This window comes from Marinomonas flavescens (assembly GCF_004352835.1).
In the GTDB taxonomy this organism is placed as follows: domain Bacteria; phylum Pseudomonadota; class Gammaproteobacteria; order Pseudomonadales; family Marinomonadaceae; genus Marinomonas; species Marinomonas flavescens.
Map to the genome: position 1 here is coordinate 1 of NZ_SJSB01000021.1, position 13,913 is coordinate 13,913.

Genomic DNA, 13,913 nt, shown 5'->3' on the forward strand with positions numbered 1-13,913 from the left:
GACGATAGACGATAGACGATAGACGATAGACGATAGACGATAGACGATAGACGATAGACGATAGACGATAGACGATAGACGATAGACGATAGACGATAGACGATAGACGATAGACGATAGAGTTTGAAGTTATCTAGAGAAAGATCAAGGAATTAAACAAGAAAAGGAAGAATAAAATTGATAATGAATTATGAGAAGAATGGTGGGCCGTACTGGATTCGAACCAGTGACCAATTGATTAAAAGTCAACTGCTCTACCAACTGAGCTAACGGCCCGCTCATAATTTCTTTCTTTAACGCATAAACCTAATGGTCGGAGTAGAGAGATTCGAACTCCCGACATCCTGCTCCCAAAGCAGGCGCGCTACCAGACTGCGCTATACTCCGATTGGCTCCTCGAACTGGACTCGAACCAGTGACCCAATGATTAACAGTCATTTGCTCTACCAACTGAGCTATCGAGGAATGAATCAGGTTCTACAGAGTCAGAATCTGTATGATAGTTGGTGGGCCGTACTGGATTCGAACCAGTGACCAATTGATTAAAAGTCAACTGCTCTACCAACTGAGCTAACGGCCCGACTATCAGAGTAATGGGGTGGACGATGGGGCTTGAACCCACGACCGCCGGAATCACAATCCGGAGCTCTACCAACTGAGCTACGCCCACCATTACTAGGTGACGATAAAATTAATGGTCGGAGTAGAGAGATTCGAACTCCCGACATCCTGCTCCCAAAGCAGGCGCGCTACCAGACTGCGCTATACTCCGATCTGGCTCCTCGAACTGGACTCGAACCAGTGACCCAATGATTAACAGTCATTTGCTCTACCAACTGAGCTATCGAGGAACTAATTTTATCTTTGCTTACAACACAACAACCTTCCTAAAAGGAAGATGGCGGAGGAGGAGAGATTCGAACTCTCGGTAGGCTATTAACCTACGCCAGTTTTCAAGACTGGTGCATTAAACCGCTCTGCCACCCCTCCGTTGCGAGCGAGGTGTATAATACTGATTTGAGATTTCAGTGCAACATCTTTTTGAAAAAAAGTTAACTTTTTCCCACTTTTTCTATTACATAGCCCTGATCTGCCCCTGGACGGATCCAAACGTTGGAATACCAGTAATAATGCTTAGCGCTGTAATCCGGCATAGTGCAGTTAATTCGCCCTCGTCCTACATTAAATGCCTTGGGTGCAGTGACAACCACTTCGTTCTTTTTAATCCAGTTCAATGATGCCTTACCCTGCCCTGATACATAACAAGCTAAATCTTTCAGGCGATACTTACCCAGCTTAAAGGTTAAGCGAATAGACACAGGCTTATCAGTCGCAAAATCCCCACCACTGTCTTCATTAAGCAGAGGCATAGGCTTCGATGCCAACTTCACCTTTAACGTAGATAACTTAGCAAAACGCCCAGAAGCAGGGAAACGCGGCAGGTCTTCAAAATCAGAATCCGCACTGACGACTCCAGACTGTTGACCAAATGCCATAATGCCTTTCTCTTTCATCATCGCGCGTATCGTACCGTCTGACTCGCCATAGGGATAAGCCAGCATTTTTGGAGAATGACCTAGCTGCTTATTCAGCACACTTTCTACGGTGTCGACTTCATGTGACATCCGAGCCAACCATTGATCATAGGTTTCATCTTCCGCTTTGCGCAGCATATAAGGGTGGCTGATCGTATGATTGGCAAATACGCCACCAGACAACTCCATCTCTTTAATGTCTTTCCATGTCAGAAAATGGTGGTTCCGCCCAATAGGCTGTGTGTTGATAAATACAGTGAACGGGAAGTTTCTTTCCTTAAGGATAGGGAAGCCACCCAGATAAATATCTCGGTAAGCATCATCAAAGGTGATTGCTACCGCTTTATTCGGCAAGCTCTCATGCTTTTTCAACTTTTCTAATGCGTCTTTCAAGTCCACCACCTGAAAACCGGCGTCCTTAAGATAATCCATTTGCTCGGTAAACTGAGCCGGTGTAAGCGAGGTAGAAGCCGGGGTTGTTGTGCTCACATGATGGTATTGAAGAATGGGCAAATAATCCTGAGCATTTACCCCAACGCTGGCCACCATGGTACTGATCAACACACTGCTACGTATTTTAGATAACATTCGATCTTCTCTCTGCTTAAAATTTGCGCTTATTCTACGTGACTGCTTTGTCAAAAAGCCAGCCGAACTGCTAACCGTCAAATAAAACCAACTAACAAACTGTTATGGTCATTTTAATAGGCCACTGCATCTATAAGATACACGGCAAGCCTTCTACACTTATTTGATACATAACACAGAATAAGAGGAAGTCATTATGAGTCGATCTACATTTCTTCAAAACTTGGAACTCCAGCTTCAGGAATTAAAAGAGCAAGGGCTTTATAAAGAAGAAAGACCATTGATCTCTCCACAAGCAAGCCAGGTAACAACCGCAGACAACACACCATTAATTAATCTCTGCGCGAACAACTACCTTGGCCTTGCTAATCATCAAGCAGTGACAAAAGCCGCTCACGAAGCCCTAGATACTTTCGGCTACGGCATGGCCTCTGTACGTTTCATCTGTGGCACACAAAACATTCACACCACACTAGAAGCGCAGCTCAGCCAGTTTTTGCAAATGGAAGACACCATTCTTTATTCATCTTGCTTCGATGCTAACGGTGGCTTATTTGAAACCCTGCTAAACAGTGACGATGCCATCATCAGCGACGCTCTAAATCACGCCAGCATCATTGACGGCATTCGCTTATGCAAAGCCAAACGCTACCGCTATGCCAATAACAATATGCAGGAACTAGAAGAGCGCCTAAAACAAGCAGACTCCGAAGGCGCTAAAACAAAGTTGATCGTCACTGACGGCGTATTCTCCATGGACGGCATCATTGCCGATTTGAAATCCATTTGTGACCTAGCGGATCAATACGACGCACTGGTTATGGTCGACGATTCCCATGCGGTCGGTTTCTTAGGAGAGAATGGCCTAGGCAGCCATGAATACTGCGATGTTATAGGCCGCGTAGATATCATTACCGGCACTCTAGGCAAAGCGTTAGGTGGCGCCTCTGGAGGTTACACTAGCGCCTCAAAACCTATAGTTGAGTGGTTGCGTCAACGCTCTCGCCCTTACTTATTTTCTAATTCACTGGCTCCCGTCATCACGGCCACCACATTAGAAATTCTAAAGCTCATTCAAAAAGGCGGAGAGTCTCGACAAAAGCTCAAAGAAAACAGCGCTTATTTCAGAGAAAAAATGAGCAATTTAGGATTTAACTTAGTCCCAGGTGATCACCCCATTATTCCTGTTATTCTCGGTGATGCCACACTGGCGAAAGACATGGCCAATGCTCTCTATAAAGAAGGCATATATGTCACTGGATTCTCCTATCCCGTGGTTCCAATGGGTAAAGCGAGAATTCGCACTCAAATGTCAGCATCACTGACCAAAGACCAACTCGACCATGCCATTGAAGCTTTTGCCAAAACAGGTCGCGCTCTGAATATTATTTAACGTGCCCTGAACCCTATTTAAGGAGTCTTATAATGAAAACCCTTGCCAAACTTCATGCTAAAAAAGGCATCTGGATGACAGACGCTCCACACCCAGAATGCGGCCATAACGATGTCGTTATTAAGATCCACAAAACGGCTATTTGTGGTACCGATATGCACATCTACCACTGGGACGATTGGGCGCAAAACACCATCCCTGTTCCTATGACAGTGGGTCATGAGTTTGTTGGCGAAATTGCGGAAATAGGCGCTGAGGTGAATGGTTTTAACATCGGCGATCGTGTGTCAGGCGAAGGGCATATTACTTGCGGACATTGTCGTAACTGCCGTGCAGGAAGGCGTCACTTGTGTCGAGAAACACAAGGCGTCGGTGTTAACCGTACTGGCGCTTTCGGAGAGTATCTAGTCATCCCTGCGGGTAACGCCTTTAAAATCCCTGATGATATTAGTGATGACATGGCCGCTATTTTCGACCCTTTTGGTAATGCAACTCATACCGCATTGTCATTTGATTTAACCGGTGAAGATGTCTTAATCACTGGCGCTGGTCCCATTGGCGCTATGGCTGCTGCCATTGCCAAGCATGTTGGCGCGCGCAACGTGGTTATTACTGACGTCAATGATTTTAGACTCGACCTAGCGAAAAAAATGGGCGCAACTCGTACCGTCAATGTCAGCAAAGAATCACTCAAAGACGTAATGAAAGAGCTGGGGATGACAGAAGGTTTCGATGTAGGCCTCGAAATGTCAGGTAACGGTGCTGCGTTTTCTTCTATGCTCGAATGCATGAACCATGGTGGTAAAATCGCCATGCTTGGCATCCCAGGTAAAGAAACCACCATTGATTGGAACCAAGTTATTTTCAAAGGGTTAATCATCAAGGGAATCTATGGTCGTGAAATGTACGAGACCTGGTACAAAATGGTTGCCATGCTGCAGTCTGGTCTCGATATTAGCCCAATTATTACGCACTACTTCCCTGTTTCGCAGTTTCAGGAAGGATTTGATGCCATGGCATCTGGCCAATCAGGGAAAGTCATCCTTAATTGGGATTAATCAGAGTGACTTTGTTGCGTCTAAAGCAGGTTCGCGTTAGCGTAATCATTTAGCACGCAACAGAGCATTCTCATGTTAGAAATTGGCATTAACGCACATCCCGCACCTCATCAAGATGCGCTCTATATTTTACTGTATAAAAACCAAGTTTTAATCGAATCAGAAGAACGCTTTCTCATTCCATTTACTTCCTTTCAGCCCGATGCAAACATGCGCGCGGTATATTGCGGACAGTGGCGCTCTGCGGATGGCGCTCGTCAAGATGTATTTGTTTGCCGTTTTGAAAATAAACCCAGAGGTTTTGACGAAATTGGCCTACGTGAATTGCTTTTTTTACAAGACGAAGCAAATTACCTATTACTTAGCCGCGCACACCAACTTTCCACCTGGGACAGAGATCATCAATTCTGTGGTCGTTGCGGCACTGAAATGCGCAGTAAACACACGACAGAACACACGAAAATCTGCCCAACGTGCAATCTACGCCACTATCCTCGGATTTCTCCCTGCATCATTGTTTCTGTCAAAAAAGGCAATAAGCTACTGCTTGCCAGAGGCTCACAAATGCAAACCGACATGCACAGTAACATTGCAGGTTTTGTTGAAGCAGGTGAAACACTAGAACAAGCGGTCGCTCGCGAAGTGCGAGAAGAAGTCGGCATAGAAGTAAAAAACATTCGCTATGCAAGCAGCCAACCTTGGTCTTTTCCACATCAATTAATGGTCGGTTTCTTTGCTGACTACGATGGCGGAGAGCTGACACCCGCTCCGGGGGAAATAGAAGAAGCCGCATGGTGGGACATAGACAACCTACCCAATATCCCTAATCAGGTGACTATTTCAGGCCAGCTCATTACGCAACATGCGCAATGGATAAAGCAGCAACTTGATAAATAAGTCTTTTCCTGTGGTTTGGTTAGCAGTTAGTTGGCTAACCAATAAAATAACTGGACAAAATAAAGGGCCAAATCAAATGGCCCTTTATTTTTGCTTTCTATCTTATTAGTCCGTGACCACTTTATAGCAAGGAATGTACTCACTGCCGGGTAGTTTCATACGCTGTTGGGCAACAAAAGCCTGTAACAAGGCATCTAATTTTTCCAACATGACTTTGTCACCATGAATTTCAAACGGCCCAAATTCTTTAATATAAGCCACGCCTTGCGCTTTAACATTACCTGCCACAATTGATGAAAAAGCACGACGTAAATCCGCCGCCAACAAATGCGTTTCCTGACCAAAGTGCAAGTTCAAGCCACGTACGTTTTCATGAGTAGGCTCAAATGGGCGCTGAAATTCCTCAGGAATATAAAGCTTCCAGTTATAGTAAAAAGCATCTTGATGCGCTTTACGATAATGACGAACTTCTTCTAAACCCTGCTTCATCGCGCGCGCAACAGCCACTTCATCCTCAATGATGATTTGATATCTATCCTGTGCTTCCTTACCTAATACATCCCCGATAAAGGCATGAATTTGCTCGAAATAATCTGCACTTTCTTTTGGTCCAGTGAAGATTAGCGGAAATGGCATATCGGCATTTTTAGGATGCAATAAAATGCCTAGTATATACAAAATTTCTTCTGCAGTGCCTGCGCCACCAGGAAACACAATAATACCGTGACCAGTCCGAACAAAGGCTTCTAAGCGCTTTTCAATGTCCGGCATAATGACCAATTTATTAACAATGGGATTTGGCGATTCTGCGGCAATAATTCCTGGCTCCGTTAAACCAAGATAAACCCCGGTATGAACTCGCTGCTTAGCGTGCGCAATTGCAGCCCCTTTCATAGGACCTTTCATTGCCCCCGGTCCGCAACCGGTACAGATATTTAATTCACGTAAACCCAGCTGATGCCCTACTCGCTTGGTGTAATCGTACTCGTATCGAGCGATCGAATGTCCACCCCAACACACCACCATATCTGGGCTTTGAATACGACGGAACACATTGGCATTGCGGAGCAGCTCAAACACAACATTGGTGATTTTCTCAGAACTTGCGTTGTCTAACCCGCTTGCTAAATTGTATTCATGGTAAGTAAAAATAATGTCACGTAAAACGCTAAATAACATTTCACGAACACTGCTAATCATTTTGCCATCAACAAATGCACTGCCTGGGGCATTTTTCAATTCCAGCTTGACGCCTCGTTCTTGTTGAACAATACAGACATCAAAATCTTTAAACTCTTCGGTTACAGCATTCGCATCATCAGTGTCACTGCCACAGTTTAAAATAGCTAACGCACAGCGACGAAATAATATATGCAATGAACCCGTATCATCAGACATGCGAGATATTTCGCCTTGCGATAACACCTCTAACGCACCTTTTGGTGCGACCAGCGCATCAACGCGATCTTCATACAACATGATCGCTCTCCTTCTCATTATGTGATTGTCTTAATAGCTATATTGGTCATGGATAGCACTTTTATCAAGTCATAAAAACTGAAGAAAAGCGATAACTAAACGCGAGTCACTCAGTGAGCACGCATTGATTGATAATAAAGGGATTGCATTTCCGTTATACGACTGTAAGTTCGTCGAAATTCAAATAACAGCGCGCCATTCAGATACAAGGATTCAAGCGGCACAGCGGCATTTAAATACAGCACCACTTGATGGTCATAACACTCATCTACTAGGCTAATAAAACGCCTTACTGCATCGTCATTAATACCCAAGCTTACTTCTCGCTCACCGGTTTGACCCGATCCAATCGAACCATCTTCCGTCCCACGTGCTTTAATATGCTCATAGGGTTCACTGCTTAACGGTGGAATGCCTGAGACTAGAATACAAGAAAAACGCTGCGCCAATTCAATGTAATCTAAAGACGATCTAGGCCCATCACAGAGATCATAAAAATCAAACCACGCGATATTCGTTGATGACTTTTTCACCTTAATATAACGGCGACACACGACCAACGGTGAAGATGATACCTCTCCTTTAGATAAGGTTAAAAAAGCCAATTCCAAAGCATTGTCATCTTGGACAAAGTACACTGGATCGGTCCCTTTATGCCGCATCCTATGGTCTTCTTCGCCATGTAAATGAATACTTTCCAAATGATTCTGTAACAATGCAATCGATGGCTCAAAACGCTGCTTTTGTAATTGGCTCTGAAACAAACCTTCCACGGGAATATTAGACGTTGCCACCAACACCACACCCTCGTCAAAAAGCGACTCAACCAAGCCTCCCAATAACATAGCATCGCCAATGTCTGAGATAAAAAACTCGTCAAAACAAAGTACTTTGCACTCAGCAGCTAAACGCTTGGCAATGCCTTGCAGTGGATTTTTCTGACCGAATGCCATATTAAGCTCTCGATGCAAGCGCGCCATAAAGTGATGAAAATGCAACCGTAAGCCCACCCCTTCCGGTAAACATTCATAGAAGAGATCCATTAAAAAGGTCTTACCGCGACCTACATCTCCCCACATATAAACGCCTTTAATGGCTTCTACAGTGGCGCTTTTATCGCTTTGTAGCACAGGAGAAATAAGGCCAAGATAAACACGGTTCAATGCCAATAATGCGACTTGCTGATGCTCATCAAAATGAATATCCTGATGATGCGATTTTTCTTGATAGGCTTCTAAAGGTGACAGCATAAAATGTAAACGTTTATGAATAGAGCAACATTGTCGCTGTTGGTCATCGGTTTCTCAAGGCGCTTTATTTGTCCGCCATCAAACAAAACCTTAATAGTATGACTAGAGCGTTATCTCTGCCCCTTTATAACCCAGCAACATATCCTGCTTTTTCATCGCGTTTTTATATCCCGTTGTCGCTTCAACCTGTTTTAAAAAGCGGAAAATATTAGGGTACTGGGATATATCCAAGCGGGTACTCACCGCCATCAAAGGAAAACTCATTTGAATATCGGCGCCTGTTAATGACTCACCCGTAAACCATGTATGTTTCGTTAATGTTTGTTCAATAAACTGCAACTGCGGGGTCAACCTAGGCTCAATAAAAGCAGATTGGATTTTTTGGCTAATAGATTTGGCTATCGGTTTAACAAAAAAAGGCATGGGGCTGGTCGCCATTTTGGTAAGCACCAGCTTCATCACCAATAAAGGCATTAAAGACCCTTCAGCAAAATGCAGCCAATAGCGATAATTCAACAATGCCTGACCATCGAGAGGCTTCAAACATCTATCCTTGTCATATCGATCAATTAAATACTCAATGATAGCGCCCGACTCAGCCACCGTTAACGCCCCATCAGTGATCACAGGGGACTTCCCAAGTGGGTGAACCTTAGTTAACGATTCTGGCGCGGCCATAGTGACAGGGTCCCGCTTATATAAGACAACATCGTAGTCCAGCTTTAACTCTTCTAACAACCATATAACTCGCTGTGATCGAGACTGCTCCAAGTGATGAACCCTGATCATACAACCCCCTTTGTTTAAAATGCGTAATACTAAAAAAGAACACCATAGACTTTACGCACAAACAAAAGAGTTGGATGACAAAAACGTGATTCAAAAAGAAGAGAACTAAGCGAAGAGATAATTAACTCCCAAAATAGCCAAAACATCATTTTGGTCACAATATGGCCCAAGTTTTGTCCCATGAAGAAAAAATGTGTTGTATAGACTCAAAGAAGGGGGGGAAGGATTTTCTATGAAATCCAGTAAATACGGGGGGTATATCGATGGTAAACATTATAATAAATGGTACACCCGAGAGGGTTCGAACCTCCGGCCTTCGCCTCCGGAGGGAACTGCACACGTGTACTTAATATACCTTAAATCCGCATAAAACCTTATAAATCAATATACTTTTATAGATTCGAGTATTTTATAAATGCGGATTAAGATCCTTTTATGTGTTTATTATGGTCACAATATGAGAACAACCTAGGTACAAAAATGCTCCTTTGAATTTAAGTATTAGTAGGCCTATTTACTGAAAAATCTGCTTTACTATATCAATGCGTCTACTAATTCAGCAAAGCTCAAACCACTATTTTTAGTCGTTATATAATTTGGTTTATAAGTTAATATCGGCGGCTTAATACGCAATTGGAAATAAGTAGAGCCGACTCTAAACGCCGATCAGCGTATATCAGCGTATATCAGCGTATATCAGCGTATATCAGCGTATATCAGCGTATAGTAGAAGCGTTTTAGAAAGGCCTAAGGGTTAATTTGTTATATTGTCACCTGTTCAGGGGCAAAGCGGGAAAGGACGAGGCGCTCAAGCATCGCGACAAGCGAGTAACCCGCAACAGAAACGAGAGTGAGAACGGTGACACAACTCCACAACATGTTGTAGTTACTTGTCGAACTTGTCAGCGCCATAAGATTTCCAATGCCGGTTCCAGTAGCGAGCCACTCCGCCACAGTTGCTGCCAAAACAGCCATTGGAACAGCCATGCGCGCAGAGGCAAACAAAGACGGAAACATTGAAGGAACCTGCGCCAAAAATAATTTAGTCAGTGGTGGCACACGAAAACTGTCGAAATAATCGATAACCTGTCCCGGCGCCTGACGCAATCCGTGCAAGCACGACACTAAGGTGGGGAAAAAGATCATAACAGCGACAATAGACACCATTCCAAGTGAACCGCGACCTGTCGCCATAACCAATAACGGCGCGGTGACGACAATAGGAATAGAACGCAGTGCGATTGCTATAGGCGAAACGATTTTTTCGACTGCTGGCAGCATGCAAAACACCGCAGCTAACCCAGCTCCCAAAGCAAGCCCAGACAGATAACCTGGCACCATCACAACTAGAGTCTCTCGAAGTGCAGAGAATAATTCATCGCGGTTCGCCGCCGCGTGTAAACCCGTAACAAGATATGCCCAGACATCGCCTGGTCGTTTCGCAAAAAAACGAGACAGCTCTAACCTATCCATCGAAAACTGCCACAAAGAAAGGATGACCAAAATTGATAAGATAGGCGCACCAATCATCAAACTAAACTTCAGCCACCGGTTTTTCGGGGCCTTCGCCATTGGTGTAACAAGTAAGACTGGCGGATCACCAATTGACAGCGCCCGACCGATCCAACCGACCAGTATATAGCCGATGATAGCCACTACAGACGCAATTGTAGCTAACGCCCATGTGCCATCCACATCAAGAGTCCGCATAGCCTGAATACTCAGAACACCAATGCCTCGGTCTGCACCGGTAAACTCCCCAACGATCGCACCAAGAAACGCAGCTGGCGCCGCAATTTTAAGGCTGGCGATCAAATACGGCAGGCTAGCGCGAACACGCACAACGATCATTACTGTCCAGCTGCCCCGCCCGTAACTTGCTATAAGGTCCAACCAACTTGGCGGAACAGCGCGCAAACCAACGACCAAAGGTACAAACGTAGTGTAATAAACCGACAAGGCCGCTAACGTAATTTGAGGTCCCCAACCTGGCCCATAAATCACTCGCAAGATCGGACCTGTTGCAACCAAGGGCAAACAAAATACAACCAATACAATGGCCTGAGCCAGACGTTCAATACGAGGCACCACAACAACTATCATCGCAAGAACGATCGCCGCCAGATTACCAAACAAAAAACCAAGCAAAGCCTCAGAAATGGTTGTACTCAAGGCACGGCCAAACAAAGCTTGATCCTCAATAATGCGTACGACAATCGCACTTGGCGGAGCAACGATATAAAATTGAGTAAAGGCAAAACGAGCAATCGCTTCCCAAACCACCAACAATGCAACTAAGCCAAAAAAGGTGCGTAACTGGCCAAAAAAGGTGCGTAACTGGCCAAAATTCAAACGAATGGCATTACGTAGAAATAAAAAGGTATTTCCCAGTGTCATTCCTATCTTACCTCTGGCACGATAAATGGCCCCTCGTCAGGCTCGTCAGGCTCGTCAACAATCCCCAAGGCCGTATTAATTTGCGTTACAAGCGTTACGAACTCTGGGCTTGAAAGATGTGAGGCGCGCCGTGGTCGCTCTATAAGAATAGGGATATCAGCGCTGATGTGTGCGGGCCGATGACTCATCACGATCACTCGATCTGATAATAAAACAGCCTCGGTCACCGAATGGGTTACCAAGAGGGTGGTCGTCCCCTGCCCTTCCCAGACACGTGGTAATTCAAGGTTCAGGCGGCGGCGAGTCATTTCATCCACCGCGCCAAAAGGTTCGTCCAGCAATAACAATCGTGCATCAGTCGCCAAACACCGCGCAATAGCGCAGCGTTGACGCATACCGCCCGACAATTCGGCTGGACGTTTATTTTCAAAGCCATCAAGGCCAACAAGCGATAAAAGTTTTTGCACCTTTTCAGGGTCTTTGGGAAGGCCCGCCAAACGACGCGCCAATGCCACATTAGATGCCGCTGTGCGCCACGGCAAAAGTGACGGGTCTTGAAACGCAACAGATAGCCGCCCCTTACGTGCAACGATGTGAGGCATTTCACCGCCGATTCGAATCGTACCGGATGATGCCTCTTCCAATCCAGCGATCATTCTCAACAACGTTGATTTTCCACACCCCGAAGGACCGACAAGTGCCGTAGTCGAACCCGGTTCAAGTATAAGTTCTACGTCAGATACAGCCCGAACAGCGTTATTTCCATGTCCATACGTTTTATTAATTGCCCATATTACTACTTCGGGCGGTCCGATTTCGGATGTAGTACTTTGACCAGTGTTTTTTATCATAATTATATTAGCTGTATATCTCATCAAGAATTGAACGATCCCAAAGATCTGCGGATACTTCACGGCCAAGCAGACCTAATGTGGCGATATTTTCAGCAACTGTTTTATCAGTAAACCAACCGAACCCAAACTTTTCAGTCAATGCAGAAGACATCAAATCCACCTGTTTTGCAGCCTGAAGCTTCTGAATTTCGAGATCTAGACCAAGATCTGGAAATTTGGCAACAGTAAGCTCAGCAACGGCATCTGTATCTTCAAAATAGGTATTCCAGCCTTGGATTTCACCCTTCATCAGCGCAATAATCTCAGCACGCCGTGTTTTAAGTGTATTTTCAGTAACAATATACGTCTGACTGTGCACTGCGTAACCGTAGTCGGCCAGTAACATGGTGACATTTTCGACGCCTGCCACTGTCATCGCAACCGGCAAATCGGTAAGCCAGCACAGTAAACAATCAACTTCACCGTTTACCAACGGTGCAGGATCATATTGTGTTGGAACGATATCGATTTTATTGATATCAATATTATTCAACGCGCAAAATGCCGTTAGAATGGGAGTGTTAGCAACAGCCATACCGATTTTTTTACCAACTAGATCCGCAGGCGAGTTCACTGAATTTCCTGGCAAAGATGCAATGGTGAAAGGGTTTTTTTGCATCGCAACAGCGATAATTTTAAATGGTGCACCCTCTGCTACGGCCGCTGATGCGTAATCAGCAGCAGTAATCCCCAATAAAGATGTCCCTACAACAACGGACGGTTCAACAGGTGCGTTCGGCCCGCCAGAGACAAGACTGACATCCAAACCTTTATCGTTCCAATAGCCATTTTCCTGAGCGACATATGAGCCGCCAAACTGAACGGAAGGCAGCCATGAGAGCTGAAAATTAATAGTCGTATTATTTGTTTTTGCAAAAACCAAGCCTGCTGGGGTCAATATTAAAGCTGCCGCACCTGCTAAAAAGCTAAGCGATTCACGGCGTGTAATAGGGAGTAGTTTCATTTGGATCTTCTTTACAGGTAGGTGATTAATAGTTCGAACGTAACCATGACCCGTGTCACAGGTGCGACCGCATCATCGCTCATTTCAGCCCTCCCTCATCAAACAACTCATTTTCCCCTAAAAAGAGCTCAGGTTTTTTCCAAATTGTTTTTGTTGAACGAGACACCATTGTTCGATTAGCAGTATGCACTTCGATTTCCACTCAGCCAATTACGAGTATGTTTCTCCGCCAGATTGCCTTTTCATTTAAGCAAAGCTAGCTCAAACAAAAGAGTTTTAAACAACTCTACGTTATTAGGTAGTATTTTCATGAATTGGGTTACACAGATCCAACTTCCTATTAATCACAATACCAATAAGATAAATGAGAATCAATACCGTTTTATTGTAACTGCAATCAATCTAATAATCAATTAAATTGAACGAGTCGGGAGTTGAATAAAGAGGAGTTCATAATCAATTCTTGGCGATTGGAAGTGACCTTTTTTAAGGCACTTTTAGAGAAACAAAAAAACATAATTGGGTCGCTGGATAATCATGGTATTACTGCAAGTTTGGTGGGAAAAGATAAAAGATACTAACTATAAAGTTCTTTTTAATGTCATAGCTGACGATATTGCACAGACCGCCAAATACTTTATGCATGTAAATCAGGCATAAATCTTTGATG

General features: G+C 44.5%; 10 protein-coding genes and 8 tRNA genes. 3 read left to right on the top strand and 15 right to left on the bottom strand.

The genetic code is table 11. From position 1 onward, the window contains the following. Positions 1-200: 200 nt before the first annotated feature. The 9 genes from E0D70_RS15820 to E0D70_RS15860 form a co-directional block, all read right to left on the bottom strand. Positions 201-276: transfer RNA gene (locus tag E0D70_RS15820), tRNA-Lys, on the bottom strand. Positions 277-310: 34 nt separating this feature from the next. Beyond that, positions 311-387 (bottom strand) — tRNA-Pro (locus E0D70_RS15825). Positions 388-389: 2 nt separating this feature from the next. Beyond that, positions 390-465, bottom strand: a tRNA-Asn gene (locus E0D70_RS15830). Positions 466-504: 39 nt separating this feature from the next. Further along, positions 505-580: transfer RNA gene (locus E0D70_RS15835), tRNA-Lys, on the bottom strand. Positions 581-594: 14 nt separating this feature from the next. Continuing rightward, positions 595-670, bottom strand: a tRNA-His gene (locus tag E0D70_RS15840). 25 nt (positions 671-695) lie between these two features. Then, positions 696-772, bottom strand: a tRNA-Pro gene (locus tag E0D70_RS15845). Positions 773-775: 3 nt separating this feature from the next. Continuing rightward, positions 776-851, bottom strand: a tRNA-Asn gene (locus E0D70_RS15850). Between the two features lie 48 nt (positions 852-899). Next, a tRNA-Ser gene (locus E0D70_RS15855) sits at positions 900-990 on the bottom strand. Positions 991-1,052: 62 nt separating this feature from the next. Next, positions 1,053-2,123 carry a polysaccharide deacetylase family protein gene (locus E0D70_RS15860; RefSeq protein WP_133013250.1) on the bottom strand — a complete coding sequence of 357 codons (1,071 nt, stop codon included), beginning with the start codon at positions 2,121-2,123 and terminating at the stop codon, positions 1,053-1,055. 196 nt (positions 2,124-2,319) lie between these two features. On the opposite strand from E0D70_RS15860, the gene E0D70_RS15865 reads away from it, so the two are divergent. The 3 genes from E0D70_RS15865 (at position 2,320) to nudC (ending at position 5,471) form a co-directional block, all read left to right on the top strand. After that, the gene (locus E0D70_RS15865) at positions 2,320-3,516 is read left to right on the top strand and encodes a glycine C-acetyltransferase (RefSeq protein WP_133013251.1); all 1,197 of its coding nucleotides are present in this window, start codon (positions 2,320-2,322) and stop codon (positions 3,514-3,516) included. Positions 3,517-3,548: 32 nt separating this feature from the next. Further along, positions 3,549-4,574, top strand: a complete 1,026-nt coding sequence (gene tdh / locus E0D70_RS15870; protein WP_133013252.1) for an L-threonine 3-dehydrogenase — start codon at positions 3,549-3,551, stop codon at positions 4,572-4,574. Between the two features lie 72 nt (positions 4,575-4,646). After that, positions 4,647-5,471, top strand: coding sequence for an NAD(+) diphosphatase (gene nudC / locus E0D70_RS15875; protein WP_133013253.1), 825 nt, complete (start codon positions 4,647-4,649; stop codon positions 5,469-5,471). 105 nt (positions 5,472-5,576) lie between these two features. Here the strand turns inward: nudC and ppnN are convergent, their stop codons facing one another. From ppnN to E0D70_RS15905, 6 genes are all read right to left on the bottom strand, one after another. Further along, positions 5,577-6,950, bottom strand: coding sequence for a nucleotide 5'-monophosphate nucleosidase PpnN (gene ppnN, locus E0D70_RS15880; protein WP_207923287.1), 1,374 nt, complete (start codon positions 6,948-6,950; stop codon positions 5,577-5,579). Positions 6,951-7,060: 110 nt separating this feature from the next. Then, positions 7,061-8,200, bottom strand: a complete 1,140-nt coding sequence (zapE, locus tag E0D70_RS15885; protein WP_133013254.1) for a cell division protein ZapE — start codon at positions 8,198-8,200, stop codon at positions 7,061-7,063. Positions 8,201-8,302: 102 nt separating this feature from the next. Next, positions 8,303-8,989: a glutathione S-transferase gene (locus E0D70_RS15890; RefSeq protein WP_133013255.1), complete on the bottom strand. Its 687-nt coding sequence runs from the start codon at positions 8,987-8,989 to the stop codon at positions 8,303-8,305. A gap of 762 nt (positions 8,990-9,751) precedes the next feature. Beyond that, entirely contained in the window at positions 9,752-11,386 is a 1,635-nt protein-coding gene (locus tag E0D70_RS15895) for an ABC transporter permease (RefSeq protein ID WP_133013256.1), read from the bottom strand. A 2-nt stretch (positions 11,387-11,388) separates the two neighbouring features. After that, positions 11,389-12,261, bottom strand: a complete 873-nt coding sequence (locus E0D70_RS15900) for an ABC transporter ATP-binding protein (RefSeq protein ID WP_338068578.1) — start codon at positions 12,259-12,261, stop codon at positions 11,389-11,391. Beyond that, complete coding sequence (locus tag E0D70_RS15905) at positions 12,245-13,243, bottom strand: ABC transporter substrate-binding protein (protein WP_133013257.1); 999 nt, start codon at positions 13,241-13,243, stop codon at positions 12,245-12,247. Before E0D70_RS15905 ends, E0D70_RS15900 begins: the two co-directional genes overlap by 17 nt. Positions 13,244-13,913 lie beyond the last annotated feature (670 nt).

Excerpts from the sequence above, each read along its gene's own strand:
- E0D70_RS15860 (WP_133013250.1), bottom strand. The coding sequence starts at position 2,123 with ATGTTATCTAAAATACGTAGCAGTGTGTTGATCAGTACCATGGTGGCC.
- E0D70_RS15865 (WP_133013251.1), top strand. The coding sequence starts at position 2,320 with ATGAGTCGATCTACATTTCTTCAAAACTTGGAACTCCAGCTTCAGGAA.
- tdh (WP_133013252.1), top strand. The coding sequence starts at position 3,549 with ATGAAAACCCTTGCCAAACTTCATGCTAAAAAAGGCATCTGGATGACA.
- nudC (WP_133013253.1), top strand. The coding sequence starts at position 4,647 with ATGTTAGAAATTGGCATTAACGCACATCCCGCACCTCATCAAGATGCG.
- ppnN (WP_207923287.1), bottom strand. The coding sequence starts at position 6,950 with ATGTTGTATGAAGATCGCGTTGATGCGCTGGTCGCACCAAAAGGTGCG.
- zapE (WP_133013254.1), bottom strand. The coding sequence starts at position 8,200 with ATGCTGTCACCTTTAGAAGCCTATCAAGAAAAATCGCATCATCAGGAT.
- E0D70_RS15890 (WP_133013255.1), bottom strand. The coding sequence starts at position 8,989 with ATGATCAGGGTTCATCACTTGGAGCAGTCTCGATCACAGCGAGTTATA.
- E0D70_RS15895 (WP_133013256.1), bottom strand. The coding sequence starts at position 11,386 with ATGACACTGGGAAATACCTTTTTATTTCTACGTAATGCCATTCGTTTG.
- E0D70_RS15900 (WP_338068578.1), bottom strand. The coding sequence starts at position 12,261 with ATGAGATATACAGCTAATATAATTATGATAAAAAACACTGGTCAAAGT.
- E0D70_RS15905 (WP_133013257.1), bottom strand. The coding sequence starts at position 13,243 with ATGAAACTACTCCCTATTACACGCCGTGAATCGCTTAGCTTTTTAGCA.